The following is a 20,255-nucleotide window of genomic DNA, read 5'->3' on the forward strand; positions in this document are numbered from 1 at the left end:
GACCCCGAGACCGACACGGCCGCCTTCAGCGAGGCGCAGCAGTGGGACGAGCTGCAGAAGCGCGTCCCCGGCACCACGCTGAAAGAGGGCCCGATCTTCCAGCGCGACGTGCTGCGCTTCCGCAGCTTCGTCGCGCACGAACTGCGTCTGGGCCGCGTCGCGCTCGTCGGCGACGCGGCCCACACCGTGCCTCCCACGGGCGCGAAGGGCATGAACCTCGCCATCGCCGACGTCCGCCTGCTCGCCGACGCGCTGCGCGCCCTGCTGCTCGAGGACGACACCCGTCTTCTCGACACCTACCCCGAGCGGGCGCTCCGCCGCATCTGGAAGGCGCAGCACTTCTCGTGGTGGATGACGAGCATGCTGCACGTCGCCCCGGATGCCACCGACTTCGACCGCCACCGCCAGCTCGGCGAGCTGCACGCGGTCGTCGAGTCGCGTCACGGCCAGGCGTACGTGGCCGAGGCCTACTGCGGCTGGCCCTCCGCCTGAGAGCGTGAGGGGTCACTTTCTGTCGCCCGGAGCTGCGCCAGGCGACAGAAAGTGACCCCTCACGCGTTACAGCCAGTGCTTGTGCTTGAACGTCAGCCACAGACCGAGCGACGTCGCCGCCATGAGCGCCAGCGCCATCGGATAGCCGAGGGTCCAGTCCAGCTCGGGCATGTTCTTGAAGTTCATGCCGTAGATCGCGCCCACGAGCGACGGGCCGAACAGGATCGCCGCCCAGCCCGAGATCTTCTTGACCTGCTCGTTCTGTTCGAGGGCGGTGTCGGTCTGCCGCTGCGTGACGAGCGTGGCGTTGACGGTGAGGGCGTTGTCGAGGATCGCGCGGAGCGAGCCGAGCTTGTCGCACTGGCGCAGCACGTGATCGAGCACGTCGCGCAGCGACCGCTGCAGCTCGATGTCGACGCCGTACTTGTCGGCGCCGCGCAGGAGTGCCTGCAGCATGTCGCGCAGCGGCTCCGTCGCGCGTTGGAAGTGGATGACCTCGCGCGCGAGCTCGTAGATGCGCTGGGTGAGTTCGGCGTCGCCGACGCCGAACAGCTGATCCTCGATCTCGTCGACGTCGTTCTGCAGGCCCGCGGCCACCGGGTCGTACTGATCGACGACTTCGTCGAGGATCGCGTAGAGAACGGCTTCGGGACCCCGCGCGAGCAGCTCGGGTTGCCCCTCGAGACGGCGGCGCACGCGCGACAGGTCGGGGACCTCCGCCTGGCGGACGGTCACGACGTAGTCGGCACCGACGAAGACGTGCAGCTCGCCGAAGTCGACCGTCTCGGTCGCATCGTCGTAACGGGCCGGGCGCAGCACCGCGAAGAGGTTGCCGCCGTAGCGCTCGAGCTTCGAGCGCTGGTGCCCCGACAGGGCGTCCTCGACCGCGAGGGGATGGAGCGAGAACTCGGCGGCCACTCGATCGAGTTCTTCCGGCGAGGGGCGCAGCAAGCCGATCCAGGCCATGCCGCCGTGCGCCTCCATGTACTCGAAGGTCTGGTCCAGGCTCGCCGGGTTCTCGATCCGGAAACCGTCGACGTACACCGCGCTGTCGATGATGGGCATGGGGTCCGTTCTACCGTCCCCAGGTGGACGAATGATGACCGTTGCGCTCGGGCCGTGTCAGCCCACCGGCTGCGCGGCAGCGCGCCGGGACGCCCCGAGCACCGCACCGATGCTGGCGACGATGACCAAGGCGATGCCGCAGATCTCGAGCCACGAGAGGCGCTGACCGAGGAGCAGGAAGCCGGCGATGGATGCCGTGGCGGGCCCCAGACTCATCATGATCGCGAAAGCGGAGGCGGGCAGCCGACGCAGGGCGATCAGCTCCAGCGCGTACGGGATGGTCGACGACAGCAGCGCCACCGCGGCACCCAGCGCCAAGATCTCGGGCCGGAGGAGCACCGCGCCGGCGTCCAGGATGCCGAAGGGCAGCGCGAGCACGGCCCCCACCGTCATCGCGAGCGCGAGACCGTCCAGGCGCGGGAACTCCCGCCCCACCCGGGCCGAGGCCAAGATGTACAGCGCCCAGCTCACGGCAGCGGCGAGCGCGAACAGGACGCCGAGCGGGTCGAGGCGATCCCACCCGCCAGCACCGAGGGCGACGACCCCCGCCAGGGCGAGGCCCGCCCACAGCCATCGGGCGATCCCGACGGCGGTGATGATCGACAGGGTCAGCGGGCCCAGCACCTCGATCGTGACGGTGACGCCCAGCGGGAGCCGCGCGAGCGCGAGGTAGAAGAGCCCGTTCATGGATGCCAGGACCACGCCGAATCCGATGACCGACCGCCACGCCCGCGCGCCGTGTCCGCGGAGCTTCGGGCGGGCGATCGCCAGCAGCAGCAGCGCCGAGAACACCAGTCGCAGCATGACGATGCCGAGGGGTCCCGTGTCCGGGAAGAGCATCACCGCGAAGGAGGCCCCGACCTCCTGACAGGCCAGACCCACGAGCACGAGCGCCGCGGCGGGACCCTGCCCGAAGCGCGTCGTCATCGCGCGACCGCGGACCCGGTCACTGTGCGGGCGGCGGGCAGATGGCGATGGTGCCGAGGTTGTCGCGCATCTGCTGCGCCGTCCACGGCAGACCGGCCTCGGGGATGCTGCGCCCCTCGGCCGCGGGGGCCTTGGAGGCGATCGCCGCGAGCTCCCACGCCAGCCACGCACCGGCGGCCTGGTTGGCCCCCGAGTTGTTGAGGACGACCGCGACGGACATGCCGGTCTGGGGGTCGGCGAACGCTCCGACGATGTACCCGGGGGCGGATCCGAACTGGCCGATGAGCGATCCGGCCTGGTAGGCGCCGCCCGCGGCGGTGAACCACGTCGGGGTCTCGGGGCTCACCGGGACGGGGGCGGCGAAACGGTCGGTGCCTTGAGGCAGAAGGGCACCGGTCGCCAAGGCCTGGGCGTATCGCCCGAGGTCGGTGATGTTCGTCACGGCACCGGAGTCGGCGCCGCCGATGCTCGCGGACGAGACGGTGTAGTCCCCGGGGTCGGTGCAGTTCCACGCGCCCTCGGCGTTGGTCTGCGACCAGTACCCGTTGAGCGCGTTGTCCGACGGGGGCGCCGCCGCGGGCCCGGGGAGCGACGTCGCGCCGAGCCCGAGCGGGTCGGCGACGCGCTCGGCGATGAGGTCCGACAGCTTCTCGCCGGTGGCTCGCTCCACGGCCAGGCCCGCGAGGAGGTAGTTCGTGTCGGAGTCGGCGAAGGCCGCCCCCGGCGCGTTGCGCCGCGGGCTGGCGATGCCGTACGCCATGAGTTCGCGGGCGTTCCACGCGCGGTCGGGGTTGATCAGCATCTGGCTGCGCAGGATCGCGCCGTATTCGCCGAGGCCCGAGGTGCCGTCGCACAGCTGGCGCAGCGTGATGTCGTCGAAACCGGGCAGACCGCTCACCCACGTCGACACGGAGTCGTCGAGCGAGAAGGTGCCGGCGGCGGCGAGCTCGTAGACGATGTCGCACGTCATGGCGCGCGTGACGTCACCCGCGCGGAAACCCATGTCGGCGGTGACGTCGGCCCCACCCGGGCCCTGCGTGCCGAGGCCCGTGACCCACGCGCCGCTCCAGGGCGCCCAGACGCCGACGATGGCGCCCGTCGATCCGGTGATCGCCATCGCCGAGGTCACGGCATCCTGCAACTGGGCGACGGTGTCGTCGGGAAGCGAACCCTGCACCTGCTCGGGGACGTCGATGGATGCCGACCCCTGCGGCGTGCAGCCGGAGAGGACGAGGGCGACGATGCTGGCTCCCGCGACCGCCATGGCCGCCGAACGACGCCATCCCCGCATGTGAACCCCCACCATTCCGCGCGCGATGAAGCATGCGCTCCAAGAATTCAAACACACGCCGAACAGACGGAGTGGCGGCTTGCGTTCCGGAGGAGTCACGGCTGCATCACATCTGCGACACCGGCCGGACAATGGGGGTTAGGTTTACCTAACCCGTTGCGTATGATGGCCGCATGAACGCCGTCGCTTCGTTCTCCGCCGCCCTGCGGGAACGGTCGAGCGCCGCCCATGCTCCGTCCGAGATCGCGGATTTCCTCCTCGGTCTCCTCACCGGTGCCGGCACACGCGAGGACTACATCGCCCACGTCGCTCAGCAGTGGTTCATCTACGAGGCTCTCGAGGCCGGTGCCGCTCGGCTGCGCGACGACCCGGTGGTGTCGGTCTTCCTCAGCGACAAGCTGACGCGCCTCCCCGCGATCGAAGCCGACCTGGAGTTCCTCATCGGGGCGGACTGGCGCGAGCGCATCGCCCCCCTGCCGACGACCCAGGCCTACGTGTCGCGCATCCGCCGCTTGGCCGCACGGTGGCCGGGCGGCTTCGTGGCTCACCACTACACGCGCTATCTCGGCGACCTCTCGGGCGGTCGCTCGATCGGGCGCGTCCTGCAGCGGCGGTTCGGGTTCGAGACGAACGGCATTGGCCTGTACCTCTTCGCCGACATCGCCGACCCCACGGCGTTCAAGCGCGTCTACCGCGACCAGCTGGATGCCGCGCCGTGGGACGACGACGAGAAGGAACGCGTCATCGACGAGGTGCTCGTCGCCTCCCGCTTCACCACCGAGCTGTGCGAGGACCTCGCGCGCGCGAAAGCCGCTCAGGTCGCCTGAGCCTCCTGCTGGCGGCCGAGCCAGGCCTGCTTCATGAAGCGCCGCACGTCTTCGTCGACGCGGATGTCGCTCGGGCGCAGCGGCCGCGTGAGATACAGCCCGTCGAGCGAGGTCAGACGACTCAGGGCGACGTAGGTCTGCCCGGGAGCGAAGGCGCCCGCACCGAGGTCGACGACGGCGCGGTCGTAGGTCTTCCCCTGCGACTTGTGGATCGTGACCGCCCAGGCCAGGCGCAAGGGGAACTGCGTGAACTCCGCCACGATCTCGCGCGAGAGGTTCTTCGTCCCCGGGTCGTAGGCGTAGCGGTACCTCTCCCACACCGCGGGCTCCACGTCGTGCTCGACGCCGTCGACCTCGACGCGCACGCTGTCGCCGGCGATGCGCGTCACGGTGCCGATCGTGCCGTTGACCCAGCGGGGCGCCTCGCCGAACTGCGCGCCGTCGTTGCGCAGGAACATCACCTGCGCCCCGATCTTCAGGGTCAGCGCCGGTTCCGCGGGGTAGTTGGCCTCGCCGCGCCCGAAATCCCCCGAGATCTCGGCGTTCGCCGTCTGCGTGCGACCCACCAGTTCCTCGAGGTGGCGCCGGTTGATCTCGTTGACGCGGTCGTTGCGCGTCGCGAGCGTGATGATGGGGTGCTCGCCGTCGGCGGGGTGCGGCGGCGTGCGCGCACCGGCGCCGTTGAGCACCCCGGCCATCTCGGCCGTCACGCGCCCGTAGCGCACGGCGTTCAGCAGCGCCCGGAACCCGGGGTCGGCCTGCCGATGGATCTCGACCAGTTCGTTCACGTGCAGGTCGGCACCGTGGCGGCCGATGTCGATGAGCCCGTCGCCCGCGGACTCCCCCGACCACACCTTCGCGTCGAAGAACCAGAACGAGCGGTAGTGGTCGCGGATGTAGCGCGCCTCGTCCCCCCGCGGCGGCACGGGGGCGAGTTGATACGGATCGCCGAACATGACGATCTGGGTGCCGCCGAACGGCTCGGCGCGACGGCCGCGCGCTTGCCGGAGCGAGCGGTCGATGGCATCCATGAGGTCGGCGTTGACCATCGAGATCTCGTCGATCACGAGGGTGTCGATCGCGTTGAGGATCTTGCGGGTGGCGTCGTTCTGCTCGATGTCGCCGTTCGCGATGAGCCCGATCGGCAGGCGGAACAGCGAGTGGATCGTCTGCCCCTCGACGTTGAGGGCGGCCACGCCCGTGGGCGCACACACGGCGATCTGCTTCTGCGTGTTCCACGCCAAGTGCTGCAGCAGGGTGGACTTGCCCGTCCCGGCGCGGCCGGTGACGAACACATGCTCGCGCGTGTCCTCGATCAACCGGAACAGCGCCTGCTGCTCGGCGGAAAGGGGTGGCGTGGTCACCGGTTCATGCTAGTTCGCGACGGATGCCGAGACACCGGCCGGCGGCTCGGTGTGGACGGTCATCACCGACCGGTGGGCTGCCACAAGTCGAGCCCCTCCCATCCCTGAGGCACCCCCAGGGATGCCACGGTCACGGGACCCGCGGCAGGAAACGATCGAAGAAGGTCGACCACCTGCGCTCCCCAGGTGGAGTCGTGATCGATCTTTGTGACCAAGTACTGAGCGATGGCGAGCGCCGCGTACACCCCGAACTCCTTCGGCAGGGCTCCCTCACGGAGGTGGGCCAGCACGGGGATCGCCGAGCCAGCTCGCTTGGGCGCTGTCACGAGCTTCCGATTGAACAAGCGAGCGTGGTGGGCTGCCACGTTGCGCACATACGTCAGCGTCGCCATCCAGCTCACGAGGAGCGTTTTCCGCGGAACGCCATAGGCATCGGCGATCGCCTGCGAAAACCGCGTATTCAGTCCGCGGTACAGCGCGACAAGCTGGCCCATCTCCAGGATCTCGGTCAGCGCCCAAATCGGCATCCGCCCGTCGTACTTCACGCGGAAGTGCTCGACGAAGCCCTCCCGCGAGGCCTCTTGCCGCACATGCACGGCGTCCAGCCACCGCGCATGGCGACTCTTCCCGTGGAGATCCGAGCCATCCTCCGCCGCAGGACGGACGAAGTCCGGCATGAAGCTCGCCGGGTCGGTGTGCGCGAACGCCGACGTTTCGCCCAAGACGTAGCCGACACGCATGCGGAAGGAGACCTCGATCCGTTCGAGCGCGTCCAAGACGAGAAGCCGGAGCTTTCGATCGAAGTCGATCAGGGCTACCGCGTCCGCGATCCGGGTTCCGGGGAGATAGGCACTTCGTTTGCCGCGAGTGGCGTGCTCTTCGTCTGGATACGGTCCCGCACACCGGAACGGATACAGGTACCCCGTCAGACGGTAGTAGCCCACCTCGCTCAGAAGGCGGAGAGCGGAGGAGGGATCGCCCACGTCGACGCCGCGCGCGTGCAAGCGGCTCAGCTGATCGTCGAGTGACAGCCAGGGCTTGTCGTACTCCATGCCGCTCCGCAAAAGAAAATCAGCCCGAGCCGTGAGGCGAGCGGGCTGATCGTGATGGGACCAAAATAACACGTCGTCAGGGCACGGGGCGAGGGAGTGTCGATCATATGTCTCCCACTCCCCACCCCGCGGATCACTCACCCTTGGCCGGGACCAAGAATGCCCTCGACTCACCCGGCCGGCGGCTCGGTGTGGACGAGACGCCACGGTGCACCGCCGGCCACGACGTCGGCGACGTGGCTGCGGAAGCGGGGGCACTCGGTGATGTCGTGCGCGCGGCACCGCAACGCGTGCTCGGTCATCGCCCGGGCCTGGGCGATGTCGGCGGCCCGGCGGTCGAGTTCGGCGACGTGCTCCTCGAGCACGCGGTGCCGGTCGGGCGCGCTCTCATCCAGGAGGACCCGGATCTGGTCGAGCGACATGCCCGCGGCCTTGTTGCGCAGGATCACCGCGATCCGTACGAGGTCGTCCTCGCCGAAGAGCCGTCGCCCGGCGGTGTCGCGCGCGGGGCGGAGAAGCCCCGCGTCCTCCCAATGGCGCAACACGTGGGTGTCGAGCCCGAACCGTGCCGCCGCGTCGCCGATCGCCTCACCGCTTGACTTCATGTCGACATGAAGTCACACGATGGTCGCGAACGCAAGCGAGAGGAGCCCGTCATGTACGAGGCCATCATCATCGGAGGCGGCCCGGCCGGCCTCCAAGCCGCCCTGACCCTGGGGCGCATGCACCGCCGCGCCCTGCTGCTCGACTCGGGCGAGTACCGCAACGCCACCGTCGACCACGCCCACAACCTGCTCGGCAACGACGGCGTCGCGCCCGCCGATCTGCGCCGCCGCGGCCGCGACGAACTCGCCGCCTACCCGACGGTCGAGGTCCGGGATGCCACGGTCTCGGCGGTCGCAGCCGACGGCGACGGCGTGGACGTCGAGGTGGACGGCGAGACGCTACGGACCGCGCACCTCGTTCTCGCGACGGGGCTGGCCGACGACCTGCCGCCGATCCCGGGCCTGGCGGAGCACTGGGGAGGGCGCGTCGCCAACTGCCCGTTCTGCCACGGTCACGAGTTCGCCGGCCGCCCCGTCGCCGTGCTGAACGCCTCGCCGCACGCCGCGATGCTGCGCGGAATGCTCGCGCCCGTGGCATCCGAGGTCGTCGTTCTCGATCCGGCACGCGTGACCCGCGTCGAGCCGGCGGCCGACGGTCTGCGCCTCGTCCTCGACGACGACGCGACGCTCGAGGTCGCCGGCGCGTTCGTCGCCCCCGCTTCGCGTCAGCGTGCCCCGTTCGCCGCGCACCTCGGGCTCGAGGTGCAGGAATCCGGCGCGGTGCGCATCGACCCGTTCGGCCGCACGAGCGTGGAGCGCGTCTTCGCCGCCGGCGACATGGCCCACCCCGACCACTTCCCGGGGCCCATGGCGACACTCGCGGCGGCGATCGCCGCGGGGCAGCTGGCCGCCGTGGCGATCGTGCAGTCCCTCGCGCAAGCGACGTAGACGGTCGCATTCCGCGTCTGCGCAGGTCCGCTTCCTACACTGGAGACGTGGAGAGCGCGGGCGGGGGACCGACGGCAGCCGAGGGCGCCGTCGTCGCTCGTCCGCGCCGCTTGGCTCGCGACCTCACGATCCTCGGCGTCATCGGCGTCCTGCTGATCGCCGCGCTCGGCGCCGGGACCGCCGCCGCCTACCGCGAGCTGTACAGCCCCCGTGCCTTCGTTCTGCACTACCTCGATCTGCTGCAGAACCGCCGCGCCGCCGAGGCCCTGGCGGTGCCCGGTGTCGCCGTGGACTCGACCGAGCTCGAGGCGGCGGGATTGCCCGCCACCTCGTCCGAGGCGCTCCTGCGCACCGACGCGCTGCAGTCGATCACCGATGCCCGCGTGATCGACGAGACCGCCGACGGCGACATCACGCGCGTCACGGTCGAGTACCGCGCCGGCACCTACAGCGGCCGCACCGCCTTCACCATCGGTCAGGACGGGTGGACGGGCGTGGTCCCGCGCTGGCGCTTCGAGGTGAGCCCCCTGGCGGTGGTCGATCTCACCGTGCGCGGCTCCATGAGGTTCTCGGTCAACGGCTTCGAGATCGACAAGCGCCAGGTGTCGGTCGACGGCGTGGATGCCGATCCGAGTGCGGCCGTGCCGTTGCTCGTGTTCTCGCCCGGCCTGTACTCGGTGTCCGTGGACACCGCGATCTCCGCCACCCCGGGGGTCGCGATCCTGGCCGACGCGCCACTGACCGGCGTTCCGATCGACGTGCAGGCGGAGCCCACCGAGGAGTTCGTGTCGGTCGTGCAGCAGCGCGTCGAGGACTTCCTCAGCTCGTGCGCCGAGCAGAAGGTGCTCCAGCCCACCGGGTGCCCCTTCGGCTTCACGGTCCGCAACCGCATCGACGACGCCCCGACCTGGTCGATCACCGAGCAGCCGACCGTCACGGTCGTGCCCGACGGCGCGGGCTGGCGGATCCCCCAGGCCAAGGCCGTCGCCCACATCGAGGTCGACGTCCGCTCGATCTTCGACGGGTCCGTGCGCACCGTCGAGGAAGACGTCCCGTTCACGGTCGACGGCGAGATCACGGTACGCCCCGACGGGTCGGCATCCATCGCCGTCGGCGGTCGCGCCAACTGACGGCGGGGACCCGGCCTCAGCGGCCCTTCGCCGCCTGACGTTCGGCCAGGCGGGCGTCGCGCTCGGCCATGCGCTGGAGTTCGGCGTTGTACTCGTCGAGCTCGATGTCGCCCACCCGGTCGACGTGGCGGTCGCGTCGGCGCTGCTGGCGCTCGTCGCTGCGGCTCCACTGGATCGCCACGGCGATCGCGAGGATCAGCGTCGGGATCTCGCCGACGCTCCACGCGACACCGCCACCGGTGTACTGATCCTGCAGCGGCGTGGCGCCCCATTGCCGGCCCATCGCCCCGAACCACTCGGCCGCCATGAGCCCGGAGTTCATCATGATCGCGATGCCGAAGAAGGCGTGCATCGCCATGACGCCGATGAGCACGATGAGCCGCATCGGATAGGGCAACCGGTAGGGGACGGGATCGATGCCGATGAGGCTCAGCACGAACAGGTATCCGGTGATGAGGAAGTGGGCCACCATCCAGATGTGGCCGACGTGGTCGTACAGCGACCACCGGAACAGGTCGGTGTAGTAGAACGCCCACAGCGACCCGATGAACAGGCCCGCAGCGACGTAGGGGTTGGTGAGCACCGTCGCGACCGGATTGTGCACCGCCCACATGATCCACTCACGGCCACCGCGCGTGCCGTCGTCTCGCTTGCGGATGGCCCGCGCGGCGAGGGTCACGGGAGCACCGGACACCAAGAGCAGCGGGATCGCCATCGACAGCAGCATGTGCTCGATCATGTGCACGCTGAACAGGTAGTCCTGGTAGACGTTCAGCGGACCCGAGGTCACCCAGAACACGGCGAGCATGCCGAGCGACCACAGCACGGTGCGGTGGATCGGCCACGCGTCGCCGCGCCGGTGCAGGCGCCAGACGCCGGCGAGATAGAAGAAGAGACCGAACCCGGCTACGAAGGCCCACAGCAGGTCGATGTCCCACGCGGTGAACCACCGGTCGATGGTGAACTCGGGCGGCAGCGGCGACCCGGTCAGCACCTCGGCGGGCGTGCGACCGATCGGGGGCAGCTCGTTCGCCGGCGGAGGCGTGCGCGCCAGAGCGACGGCCACGCCGCTCGCGACGCCCATGAACGCCAGCTCCAGCAGGATGACGCCCCAGAACCGCCGTGACCCGTTCTGGTCGTCCATGCGGGCGATGAGACGGCGGCGGTACCAGGCGCCGAGCACGCCGATCGCGACGAGCGCCGTGACCTTGACGAGCACGAGCACGCCGTAGGGCGAGAACAGGTTCTGCCAGCCCACCAGGCCGATCGAGGCGCGCACCGTGCCGGACACGGCCACCACGAGGAACGCCACGAGAGCGATCGAGGAGTACCGCAGCATGACCGTCTGCAGCTGTGAACGGTTCATCGCGGGGCGCACGACGACGAGCAGCACGAGCCCGCCGAGCCAGACGGCCGCGGCGATGATGTGCAGCACGAGCGACGTGACCGCCGCGGTGTGGCTCGCCTCGGTTCCGGCGTGGCCCTGGGTGCCCATGGGGATGAGCGAGGCGAGAGCGAGGATGGCCACGAGGAGGGTCGGTACCCACGTGCGCACGGCGAAGGTGAGCACCGTGAGAACCGCTCCGGCGATCGTCGTGAGGAGCCACGCGGGGCCGATCTCGGTCTCGACGAGGAAGCGTCCGAGCTGCTGGCCGAACACCGCGTCGAGGGTGGGGGTGGCGTTGATGACGTTGAGGAACGTCAGGAATCCCGTCGCCGCCGCCGAGACGGTGAAGACCGCCGCGCCGATGGATGCCGTGTCCAGGGCGATCTCGAACGGTCGCTCCCCCGCGCGCAGGGCGAACAGCGCGAGCACGAGAGACCCGACCATCGTCGCGGCCGACAGGTTGACCACGAGCGTCGCGACCGGGAGTCCCCAGCGCACGACGGGACCGGGGTCGGCCAGGAGCGAGGGGGCCGCACCGCCGCCGTAGGCGAGACCCGCGACGACGCTGAGAGCCGCGACCACGATCAGGATGACGGGTCCGGCCACGCGCAGGGCTCGGGGATTCACCCCCCAAGCCTACGTCGCCGCAGAACGCAAGAGGGGGGATGCCGGATGGCATCCCCCCTCTCGAGGTCTACGACGTCTTACTTGACGGCGGCCTTCAGCTTCGAGCCGGCGGTGACCTTGACGCGCTTGCCCGCGGGGATCGAGATCTCCTCGCCCGTCTGGGGGTTGCGGCCCGTGCGAGCCGAGGTGGCGACCTGCTCGAACGCGATCCAGCCGGGGATCGAGACCTTGCTGCCCTTGGCAACCGCCTCGGAGACGGTGGAGAAGAGGGAGTCGAGCACGCTCGACACGGCGGACTGGCTCTGCCCGGTCGCGCTGGCGATGCTCGCGACGAGCTCGGTCTTGGTGATGGACTTGTCGGCCATGTGGTTGTCCTCCAGGCGACGCTCGTGTCGCCTCTCGTTACATCGGACGAGGAGGGTTCCTCCTCGGTGGTCGGGAGACCGCCTCGACAGTATCAACCGAACCGCGGAATTACGCGGATTTTGACCGATTTCGCCCCAGACGCACCCGCGTGTCGCGTGTCGGATGTGACGCGTGTGAACCGTGAGGGCCGCGGGACGCCGAACGCCGAAGGGCGAGGGCCCCTTCCGGAACCCTCGCCCTTCGATCGTGAACGGGTGCTTACCAGCTCGACTTGGTCACGCCGGGCAGCTCGCCACGGTGCGCCATGTCGCGGAAGCGGACACGCGAGACGCCGAACTTCGTCAGCACGCCACGGGGGCGGCCGTCGATGACGTCGCGGCTGCGCACGCGCGCGGGCGACGCGTTGCGGGGCAGCTTCTGCAGGCCCACGCGGGCGGCCTCGCGGGCCTCGTCGGTCGCGGTCGGGTCGACCAGGGTCTTCTTCAGCTCGGCGCGCTTCGCGGCGTAGCGCTCGACGACGACCTTGCGCTGCTCGTTGCGCGCGATCTTGCTCTTCTTGGCCATGTGCTTAGCGCTCCTCTCGGAAGTCGACGTGCTTGCGCACCACCGGGTCGTACTTCTTGAGCACGATGCGGTCGGGGTTGTTGCGGCGGTTCTTGCGCGTCACGTAGGTGTACCCCGTGCCGGCGGTCGAACGCAGCTTGATGATCGGACGGACGTCCTGAGCCTTCTTCGCCATTACAGCTTCACGCCCTTCGCCTGCAGGTCACGGACGACGGCTTCGATACCGCGCGCGTCGATGACCTTGATGCCCTTCGCCGAGACGTTGAGCTTGATGTTGCGACCCAGCGACGGAACGAAGTAGGTCTTCTTCTGCACGTTCGGGTCGAAGCGGCGCTTCGTCCGGCGGTGCGAGTGCGAGATGTTGTGACCGAAGCCGGGAACCGCTCCAGTCACCTGGCACACTGCTGCCATGGTGATGTCTCCTTCTGTACCGTGACACCGGACGGTGTCACCCAAGATCCCTTGTCTGCACCCCGTTCTGGACACAGCACAAGGCCGGGATCAGAGGGAGGGGTACGTACCACGCGCTGGAGTGCGCGCAGACAAGCGATCAGTCTAGCATGCTCGGCGTGTCGCCTTGACGGGCCGCCGCCTCGGCCGCGCCGCGTCCCCACCGGAACACCGAGACCGTCGGGTCACCGGTGAGCCAGAAGCGCCACGGGAACGCGGTCGTTCCCGCGATCCCGGCGACTCCGACGCGGGGCCCCGACGAGACGGCCGAGGCGGGGTGCTCCGGCAGCAGCAGCCGCGTCCGGGCCCCCGCGTGCTCCGCCCCGGTGACGGCGTCGATCCCGTCGTGGACCGGATGCCGCAGGCCCACGGCATCCCCCAGCCGTCCGGGACCGCGCGCGAGGTCGTTCCTCGCCCGCACGACCCCGCGCTCGCGGCGCCGCCGCTCCGCCACGTCGGCGCCCTCGAGAACCTCGCCGCCGCGCAGCAGCACACCGCCCGCAACCCCCTCCGGACCGCACACGACGTTGACGCAGGAATGGATGCCATGACTCAGGTACACGTACAGGTGTCCCGGCTCGCCCCACATCGTCGCGTTGCGCGCCGTCGGCCCGCCGCGGGCGTGCGAGCCGGGGTCGGGGCGATCGCCCGTGCCGAGCCCGTGATACGCCTCGACCTCGGTGATGCGGAGCACGACGCGCTCCCCCGCGACGACCGTCTCGAGGTGCGCGCCGAGCAGGGTTGGCGCGACCTCGACCGGCAGCGCCGCCAGATCCACGCGGGACGCGGGTCGCGTCATCCGGGCGGCACCTGGCACCAGGACAGGTCGAAGCCCTGCAGCGCGACGAGCTCCTGCCCGGTGTCGATCTCGACCAGGTGGGTCAGCAGCCGGCCCGGCAGCGGCAGCTGGTACCGGTCGAAGGGATTGTCGATCGCCTGCGGCGCGACGAGCACCGCGGCGTAGCGGCCGCTCGGCGACACGCACGTCTGCAGCGCCGTGTCGCTGCCCGGCACCTCCAGCAGAGGGCGCACGGTGCCGTCGGTGTCGACGTGTCCGATCGTCGTGGCGCGATAGGCGCCGTCGGCGTCGATGTCGGCGAAGGAGCGGATCGTGCCCGCGCCCGCACCCGGGACGGGCGTCGCCCGACCCGGCATCCCGGGCGGATCCACCGGTTCTTCGAGCGCCTGCTCGGAGCCGTCGGTGAGATTGATCTCGCGGATCCCCTCGAGCCGCTCGACGATCGCGATCGACGACCCACGGGCGATGCCGTCGATCGACACCGCGCTGCCGAGCGGTGCGGCGTTCCCGCCCTGCGCGTCGGTGAGCAGCAGCCGCGAGTCGAACGTGAGCACGAGCATGCTGTCGGTGTCGGGCACGAAGCGCCAGTCGGCCACGCGCACATCGCCGCCGTTGAGGCCGATCTCGACCGGCGGCGCGTCGTCGGCGGCGGATGCCGTGAACAGCTTGCTCTCACGCCCTCCCGCGGCGCCGAGGGTGGCATCCGAGAAAGTGAAGCCGACGCGCTCACCACGGTCGGCGGACTGCAGGTTGGACACGAACCCCGGGCCCGGCAGCGCGATGTCGTGCGCGTTCTGCCCGTCGAGATCCGTCACGACGACCCGGGCCCGATCGCCCTCGCGCACCGAGACGACGAGGTGGTTCGCCGTGGCGCGGAAGTCCTCGATGTGCTCGTGGGTGAAGACGGGCAGGCCCGCCTCGCCCTTCAGATCGGTGCGGAAGATCGTGTCGCCCTCGGGGGTGCCGCGCTGCATGAGGAACGCCTGCAGCGGCGGAGTGCGGAACGTCTCGCTCAGCTCGGACGCGGGCCCGGCACCGAGTCCGCGCACGTCGCGCACGGTCACGCGGTAGTCGGAGTCGTCGCGCAGCGGAAGGGTAAACCGGATGCCGACGCTCCGCCCCGAGGTGTCGACGGTGAACGGCGTCGCCGGCTCGACCTCGACCTGCGCGGGGTCGATCTTCTCGAGCGACTGCGTCGTGGTCAGGATGACGCGAGCCCCGGATGCCGCGACGGCGGCGGCGGGGTCGACCTGGACGTCGGTCACGCGCGGCCCCTGCGCCACGGCGACGACACCGCCCACACCGCCGACCAGGACCAGCGCCCCGAGGACCGCCGCGAAGGCGAGGACGAATCCGCGACCGCGGCGGCGACGCGCGCGGGCGCGGCGGGAGTCAGTACTCATACGGGTCCGTCGGCTCGTCGATGGCCGCGACCTGGTCGGCGCGCACCTCGAGCGCGCCGTCGCCCGTGGACCGCACGGTTCCGGTCACCGTGACCCACTGCCCCGTCCCCGGTGCGGAGCCGGTCGCGGTGATCGGCAAGCGGGCGGTCTGCGCGTCGATGACGCAGTGCGTGATGACCAGGCGCGTGAGGTCGAAGCTCGCGCCGTCCTGCCCGGGCGTGATGAAACCCGTGAGCGTGACGGGCTTGCCGTCGAAGGTCTCGGGGTTGGTGGCGTGGGCGAAGATCGCCGACCAGTCGCCGATGCCGAAGGTCGAGGTGTCGCCCGAGGCGGCGAGGGTCACGACGTCGGAGCCGACGAACAGCGGCGGGGCGCCGACGTCGCGCGAGACCGCGAGCTCGGCCGACAGCGAGGCGGGCGGGGTCAGCAGCACCGCGATGACCGCGCCCGAGGCGAGGAGCCCGCCGCTGAACGCGGCGATTCCCCCGGGTGTCAGTCGCGGCCGCGCGGCGAGGTGGTCGTGCGCGGCGTGGTCGTGGTCGTCGGGGGCGTCGGCGTGCTGGTGATCGGCGTGCGCGAACGCCTCGCGACGGGCGGGCGCCGGAGCCGGAGCGTGCCCGTGCTCGTGATCGTGTCCGTGATCGGCTTCGGCGCCCAGCGGCAGGGCGAACGTCGCGATGGAGCCGACAACGGCGACGACGGCCATGCCGATGGCGAACCACGCCGAATCGGGGTTCACGTACAGCGCGATGCGGCCGCTGAGCCACAGGGCGATCGTCGTGACGGCCAGGCACGAGGTGAGCCCGACGCCGAGCCACCGTGTCGCGAGAGCACCCGTTCTAGACAAGGAGGTTCACCACCGTTCCCATCGCGAAGGCGGACAGCACCACGACGGCCGTGAGCCCGACGAGCACGCGCGTCGTGAAGGTCGTGCGCAGGAGCGCATACATCTTCAGGTCGACGACGGGTCCGACCAGGAGGAAAGCCACGATCGATCCCGGGGTGAAGGTCGACGCGAACGACAGGGCGAAGAACGAGTCGACGTTCGAGCACAGCGACACCACGACCGCCAGGAGCACCATCGCCGCGATCGACAGCGCGGGATCCGAGCCGATCGCCAGCAGCGCGCTGCGGGGGATCAGCACCTGCACGGCGCCGGCGATGAGCGAGCCGATGATGAGCGCCGGCATGACCGAGCGCAGCTCGACGACGAACTGCGCGAGCGAGCGGCGCCCCCGGCCGCCGCGCTCCTGCACGACGATCTCGCACGTCTCGAGGAACCGCTCGGTGAGCAGCTTGTCGGGATCGGGATGCCGGCTGTACAGCCAGCCGATGAGGTTGGCGACGAGGAAGCCGCCGATCAGACGCGCGACGAGGATGCCATCGCTGAAGCCGAACGCGGCGTGCGTGCTGATGATGACGATCGGGTTCACGATCGGGGCCGCGACGAGGAACGTGAGCGTGTCCGAGACGCGAAACCCGCGCATGAGCAGCCCGCGCGCGAAGGGCACGTTGCCGCACTCGCACACCGGAATGAACATGCCCAGGAGCGACAGCACGGCACGGCGGGCCCAGGGGGCTCGTGGCATCCATCGCTCGATCGCTCCCGGCGGCACCCACACCTGCACGACGATCGAGAGCAGGACGCCCAGCACGACGAACGGGAGGGACTCGATGAGCACGCTGAGCGCGAGCGTCAACCCGTCCTGGGCACGGGTCGGCAGGGGGGCGGCGAAGAACGTCGGCGCGAACGCATCGATGAGAAAGAGCGCGGCGATGACGACGACACCCAGGCCGAGGGCGACGAGGGTGCGCGTGACGCCGGTGCGCGGGGGCGCCGACGTGACGGATCGACTAGTCGTCGCCACGCTCACGAGCGCGCGCCTGAGCGCACGCGGCGCACACGCCGAAGATGTCGACCACGTGCTCGGCCTGCGAGAAACCGTGCTGGGCGGCGGTGCGCTGCGCCCACTCCTCGACGGCGTCGGCCTCGATCTCGACCGCGACGCCGCACGACCGGCAGATCAGGTGGTGGTGGTGGCCGCGGGTCTCGCACGCGCGGAAGAGATTCTCGCCCTCGGGGCTCTGCAGTGAATCGGCGTCGCCCTGGGCGGCGAGCCCGGCGAGTGCGCGGTACACCGTGGCCAGGCCGATGCCGGTGTTCTCTTCGCGCAGGGTCGCGTGCAGCGCCTGCGCACTGACGAAGCCGCCCGCACCGGACAGCGCTTCGCGCACGCGCTCGCGCTGCCACGTATTGCGCTGGACCATACCCCGAGTCTAGCGAGGCGACCGGTGAATCGGCTGGGGACGCCGGCGGCTACAGCGCCCGCGTCGTGCGGTCGCGGCGCGCCCCGACCAGACGGCACACGAGGTAGATGAGGAACGAGATCGTCGTGATGTACGGGCTCACCGGCAGGGTCCCCGCGACGGCGAGCAGCACGCCGCCCACCGCGGACACGAAGCCGAACAGGGCCGCGAGCAGCGGCACCGACAACGGACCGGATGCCACCCGCATCGCGGCCGCGGCCGGGGTGACCAGCAGCGCCATCACCAGGAGCGCCCCGATGATGTGGACCGCGACGGCGACGATCAGACCGAGTAGCAGCATGAATCCCAGCGACACCGCCGTCGTGGGGACACCGCGGGCGGCGGCGGACTGCGGGTCGAGGGAGTCGAAGCGCAGCGGGCGCCAGATCATCAGCAGCGCGATCAGGACGACGAGCCCGATGACGACGAGCCAGCCCAGTTGCGCGCTCTGCACCGAGACGATCTGGCCGGTCAGCAGACTGAAGCGGGTGGCGCTGCGCCCGTTGTAGAGCGACAGGCACAGGATGCCGACCCCCAGGCCGAACGGCATGAGCACGCCGATGATCGAGTTGCGGTCCCGGGCGCGCGCACCGAGCAGACCGATGATCGCCGCGGCGATGAGCGAGCCCACGATCGAGCCCGAGACGACGTCGACGCCGATGAGCAGGGCCACCGCCGCACCGGCGAACGACAGCTCGCTGATGCCGTGCACCGCGAACGCCATGTCGCGCTGCATCACGAAGACGCCGATGAGGCCGCCGACCAATCCCAGGACGGCGCCGGCGTAGACGGAGTTCTGCACCAGCTCGAGGATCGCGCCGTATTGGCTCACGCCGCCGAACAGCGCGTTGCCCACGTCGGCCCAGTTCATGCGTCGTCCTCGTCGTGGTGGTGATGGGCCTCCTCGGCGTCGGGGGCACCGACGACGACGAGCCGGCCGCCCGCCCGCGTCACGTAGACGGGGGCACCGTAGAGCGAGGTCAGCGTCTCGCTGGTGAGCACCTCGTCGGGCGTGCCGAGCGTGAAACGGCCGTGGGCGATGTACAGGATGCGGTCGACGTGCGCGAGGACCGGGTTGACGTCGTGGGTGACCAGCAGCACGGCGGCGTCGCGCTCACGACGGTGCCGATCGATCAGTCGCACGACCGCCTGCTGGTTCGCCAGGTCGAGGCTGGTCAGCGGCTCGTCGCACAGCAGCAGCCGGGGGTCGTCGGCGAGCGCCTGCCCGACCCGCAACCGCTGCTGCTCGCCTCCCGAGAGCAGGCCTACCGGGCGGTCGGCGAAGGCCGTCGCCCCGACCGCCTCGAGCAGTCCGTCGATGCGCGCACGGTCCTTGCGGCGCGAGAGCGGAAGGCCGAACCGGTGGCCGTCGACGCCGAGCCCGACGATGTCGCGTCCGCGCAGCGGCGTCTCGCGCGGAAGCGGCCGCTGCTGCGGCACGTAGCCGATGTGACGGTTCCCCGCTCGACGGACCGGGGAGCCGAGCGCCTCGATCGTCCCGCGGCTCAGCCGCTCGAGGCCGAGGATCGCGCGCAGCAGCGTCGTCTTGCCGGAGCCGCTCGGACCGAGGACGGCGACGAGCTCGCCGGGCTCGACCTGGAGGTCGAGCCCGGCCCACAGCTCACGGCCGCCGCGCTCGAGGGCGGCTCCGCGGATGCGCAGGGGTGGGGCGTCGCTCACGCCGGGAGGGCGTCCGACAGTGCGGCGATGTTGCTCTGCATCCACGAGATGTAAGTCTGGCCCTCGGGGAGCGTCTCGGTGAACTCCAGCACGGGGATGTTCTTCGCCTTGGCCGCGTCCATGACCTGCGTGGTCTCGGCTCCGCCGGTCTGCGGGTTGACGATCATGACCGCGATCTGGCCCGAGTCGATCAGCTGCAGCGACTCCAGCAGGGTGGCGGGGGGCACGTCCTGGCCCTCTTCGACCGACTCGCTGAACTCGTTCGGGGTCGCGTTCGACAGACCCGCGGCTTCGATCAGGTAGACGGGCACGGGCTCGGTGACGAACACCTTCGCCCCGGCATCCTTCGCCTCGATCTGGCCGAGCGACTCCTCGAGACCGGCGATCTTCGTCGTGAACGTCTCGGCGTTCGCGGTGAAGTCGGCCGCGTGGTCGGGAGCGAGCTCGCCGAGGTGCTCGGCGATCGCCTTCGCGAGGTCTTCGACGGTGTGCGGGTCGTACCAGACGTGCTCGTTGAAGCCCTCGATGTGGTCGTGGCCGTCGCCCTCGGCGTGGTCATGGGCGTCGGCGCTCTGGCTGGGAGCGGGGCTCGCCGAGGCGCCGGCGGCGTGGTCGTGCGACTCGGCGCCCGGGTAGTCGTGGTTGTACTCGACGGCGGTGAGGACCTCGGCCGACGAGCCGCTGGCCTCGATGAGCGACTCCATGAAGGAGTCGTACCCGGCGCCGTTCTCGATGACGAGCTGCGCCCCCTTGAGGGTCAGCTGGTCCTGCGCGCTGGCCTCGTACTCGTGCGGGTCCTGCGAGGTCGAGGTGATGATCGCGGTGACGTCGACGAAGTCGCCGCCGATCTCTTGGGCGATCGAGCCGTAGACGTTCGTGGATGCCACGACCGAGACCTTGCCGGCATCGTCGGTCGAGCCGCCCGCCGCGGGGGTGCCGCCGGCGCAACCGGCGAGGGCGAGCACGGAGGCCGCACCGAGGACGAGGGGAACGAGAACGCGTCGGGTCATGCCCCCACTGTATCGCTGACG

23 protein-coding genes are annotated in these 20,255 nt (G+C 70.5%); 4 read left to right on the forward strand and 19 right to left on the reverse strand.

Features of this window, described 5'->3' with window-relative positions; all coding sequences use genetic code 11:
• Positions 1-492 (forward strand): FAD-dependent monooxygenase (locus tag LQV45_RS01670; protein WP_230005443.1); only part of this gene is annotated, 492 nt, incomplete at its 5' end.
• 66 nt (positions 493-558) lie between these two features.
• On the opposite strand, the gene LQV45_RS01675 is transcribed toward LQV45_RS01670, so the two are convergent.
• From LQV45_RS01675 to LQV45_RS01685, 3 genes are read right to left on the reverse strand one after another with little or no spacing between them, the layout of a single operon-like run.
• Entirely contained in the window at positions 559-1,557 is a 999-nt protein-coding gene (locus LQV45_RS01675; RefSeq protein ID WP_230005444.1) for a magnesium and cobalt transport protein CorA, read from the reverse strand.
• A gap of 57 nt (positions 1,558-1,614) precedes the next feature.
• Positions 1,615-2,484: a DMT family transporter gene (locus tag LQV45_RS01680; RefSeq protein WP_230005445.1), complete on the reverse strand. Its 870-nt coding sequence runs from the start codon at positions 2,482-2,484 to the stop codon at positions 1,615-1,617.
• A 19-nt stretch (positions 2,485-2,503) separates the two neighbouring features.
• Positions 2,504-3,775: a serine hydrolase gene (locus LQV45_RS01685; RefSeq protein WP_230005446.1), complete on the reverse strand. Its 1,272-nt coding sequence runs from the start codon at positions 3,773-3,775 to the stop codon at positions 2,504-2,506.
• A 173-nt stretch (positions 3,776-3,948) separates the two neighbouring features.
• Between LQV45_RS01685 and LQV45_RS01690 the strand changes: the two genes are divergently transcribed.
• A complete protein-coding gene (locus LQV45_RS01690) occupies positions 3,949-4,602 on the forward strand; it encodes a heme oxygenase (biliverdin-producing) (RefSeq protein WP_230005447.1) in 654 nt (217 codons plus the stop codon).
• Here LQV45_RS01690 and LQV45_RS01695 read toward each other — a convergent pair.
• The 3 genes from LQV45_RS01695 to LQV45_RS01705 form a co-directional block, all read right to left on the reverse strand.
• Positions 4,590-5,966 carry an ATP-dependent RecD-like DNA helicase gene (locus tag LQV45_RS01695; protein WP_230005448.1) on the reverse strand — a complete coding sequence of 459 codons (1,377 nt, stop codon included), beginning with the start codon at positions 5,964-5,966 and terminating at the stop codon, positions 4,590-4,592. The two genes, LQV45_RS01690 and LQV45_RS01695, sit on opposite strands and share 13 nt — an antisense overlap.
• 62 nt (positions 5,967-6,028) lie before the next feature.
• On the reverse strand, positions 6,029-7,018 hold the full coding sequence (locus LQV45_RS01700) for an Abi family protein (RefSeq protein WP_230005449.1): 990 nt from the start codon (positions 7,016-7,018) through the stop codon (positions 6,029-6,031).
• Between the two features lie 170 nt (positions 7,019-7,188).
• Complete coding sequence (locus tag LQV45_RS01705; RefSeq protein ID WP_230005450.1) at positions 7,189-7,623, reverse strand: MerR family transcriptional regulator; 435 nt, start codon at positions 7,621-7,623, stop codon at positions 7,189-7,191.
• Positions 7,624-7,674: 51 nt separating this feature from the next.
• Between LQV45_RS01705 and LQV45_RS01710 the strand changes: the two genes are divergently transcribed.
• A complete protein-coding gene (locus LQV45_RS01710) occupies positions 7,675-8,511 on the forward strand; it encodes an NAD(P)/FAD-dependent oxidoreductase (protein WP_230005451.1) in 837 nt (278 codons plus the stop codon).
• Between the two features lie 47 nt (positions 8,512-8,558).
• The gene (locus LQV45_RS01715) at positions 8,559-9,641 is read left to right on the forward strand and encodes a hypothetical protein (protein WP_230005452.1); all 1,083 of its coding nucleotides are present in this window, start codon (positions 8,559-8,561) and stop codon (positions 9,639-9,641) included.
• 16 nt (positions 9,642-9,657) lie between these two features.
• On the opposite strand, the gene LQV45_RS01720 is transcribed toward LQV45_RS01715, so the two are convergent.
• From LQV45_RS01720 to LQV45_RS01780, 13 genes are all read right to left on the reverse strand, one after another.
• Positions 9,658-11,655, reverse strand: a complete 1,998-nt coding sequence (locus LQV45_RS01720; protein ID WP_230005453.1) for a cytochrome c oxidase assembly protein — start codon at positions 11,653-11,655, stop codon at positions 9,658-9,660.
• A 77-nt stretch (positions 11,656-11,732) separates the two neighbouring features.
• Positions 11,733-12,020 (reverse strand): HU family DNA-binding protein, encoded by a 288-nt coding sequence (locus tag LQV45_RS01725; protein WP_022878194.1) that lies wholly within the window; start codon positions 12,018-12,020, stop codon positions 11,733-11,735.
• A 259-nt stretch (positions 12,021-12,279) separates the two neighbouring features.
• Positions 12,280-12,585: a 30S ribosomal protein S14 gene (rpsN, locus tag LQV45_RS01730; RefSeq protein WP_013584776.1), complete on the reverse strand. Its 306-nt coding sequence runs from the start codon at positions 12,583-12,585 to the stop codon at positions 12,280-12,282.
• 4 nt (positions 12,586-12,589) lie between these two features.
• Positions 12,590-12,760 carry a 50S ribosomal protein L33 gene (gene rpmG, locus LQV45_RS01735; RefSeq protein WP_013584775.1) on the reverse strand — a complete coding sequence of 57 codons (171 nt, stop codon included), beginning with the start codon at positions 12,758-12,760 and terminating at the stop codon, positions 12,590-12,592.
• Complete coding sequence (gene rpmB, locus LQV45_RS01740) at positions 12,760-12,996, reverse strand: 50S ribosomal protein L28 (RefSeq protein WP_013584774.1); 237 nt, start codon at positions 12,994-12,996, stop codon at positions 12,760-12,762. Before rpmB ends, rpmG begins: the two co-directional genes overlap by 1 nt.
• Before the next feature lie 139 nt (positions 12,997-13,135).
• Positions 13,136-13,834, reverse strand: coding sequence for a DNA-3-methyladenine glycosylase (locus tag LQV45_RS01745; RefSeq protein WP_230005454.1), 699 nt, complete (start codon positions 13,832-13,834; stop codon positions 13,136-13,138).
• Entirely contained in the window at positions 13,831-15,237 is a 1,407-nt protein-coding gene (locus tag LQV45_RS01750; RefSeq protein WP_230005455.1) for a hypothetical protein, read from the reverse strand. Before LQV45_RS01750 ends, LQV45_RS01745 begins: the two co-directional genes overlap by 4 nt.
• Positions 15,227-16,084 carry a DUF1980 domain-containing protein gene (locus LQV45_RS01755; RefSeq protein ID WP_230005456.1) on the reverse strand — a complete coding sequence of 286 codons (858 nt, stop codon included), beginning with the start codon at positions 16,082-16,084 and terminating at the stop codon, positions 15,227-15,229. Before LQV45_RS01755 ends, LQV45_RS01750 begins: the two co-directional genes overlap by 11 nt.
• On the reverse strand, positions 16,077-17,111 hold the full coding sequence (locus tag LQV45_RS01760; protein ID WP_138175728.1) for a permease: 1,035 nt from the start codon (positions 17,109-17,111) through the stop codon (positions 16,077-16,079). The genes LQV45_RS01755 and LQV45_RS01760 overlap by 8 nt, the downstream gene beginning before the upstream one ends.
• Positions 17,092-17,505: a Fur family transcriptional regulator gene (locus LQV45_RS01765; RefSeq protein WP_138175730.1), complete on the reverse strand. Its 414-nt coding sequence runs from the start codon at positions 17,503-17,505 to the stop codon at positions 17,092-17,094. Before LQV45_RS01765 ends, LQV45_RS01760 begins: the two co-directional genes overlap by 20 nt.
• A gap of 49 nt (positions 17,506-17,554) precedes the next feature.
• Positions 17,555-18,415 (reverse strand): metal ABC transporter permease, encoded by an 861-nt coding sequence (locus LQV45_RS01770; protein ID WP_138175732.1) that lies wholly within the window; start codon positions 18,413-18,415, stop codon positions 17,555-17,557.
• Positions 18,412-19,224: a metal ABC transporter ATP-binding protein gene (locus tag LQV45_RS01775; protein ID WP_230005457.1), complete on the reverse strand. Its 813-nt coding sequence runs from the start codon at positions 19,222-19,224 to the stop codon at positions 18,412-18,414. The genes LQV45_RS01770 and LQV45_RS01775 overlap by 4 nt, the downstream gene beginning before the upstream one ends.
• Positions 19,221-20,234 carry a metal ABC transporter solute-binding protein, Zn/Mn family gene (locus LQV45_RS01780; RefSeq protein ID WP_230005458.1) on the reverse strand — a complete coding sequence of 338 codons (1,014 nt, stop codon included), beginning with the start codon at positions 20,232-20,234 and terminating at the stop codon, positions 19,221-19,223. The genes LQV45_RS01775 and LQV45_RS01780 overlap by 4 nt, the downstream gene beginning before the upstream one ends.
• Positions 20,235-20,255 lie beyond the last annotated feature (21 nt).

Source organism: Microbacterium sp. Bi128 (genome assembly GCF_918698205.1).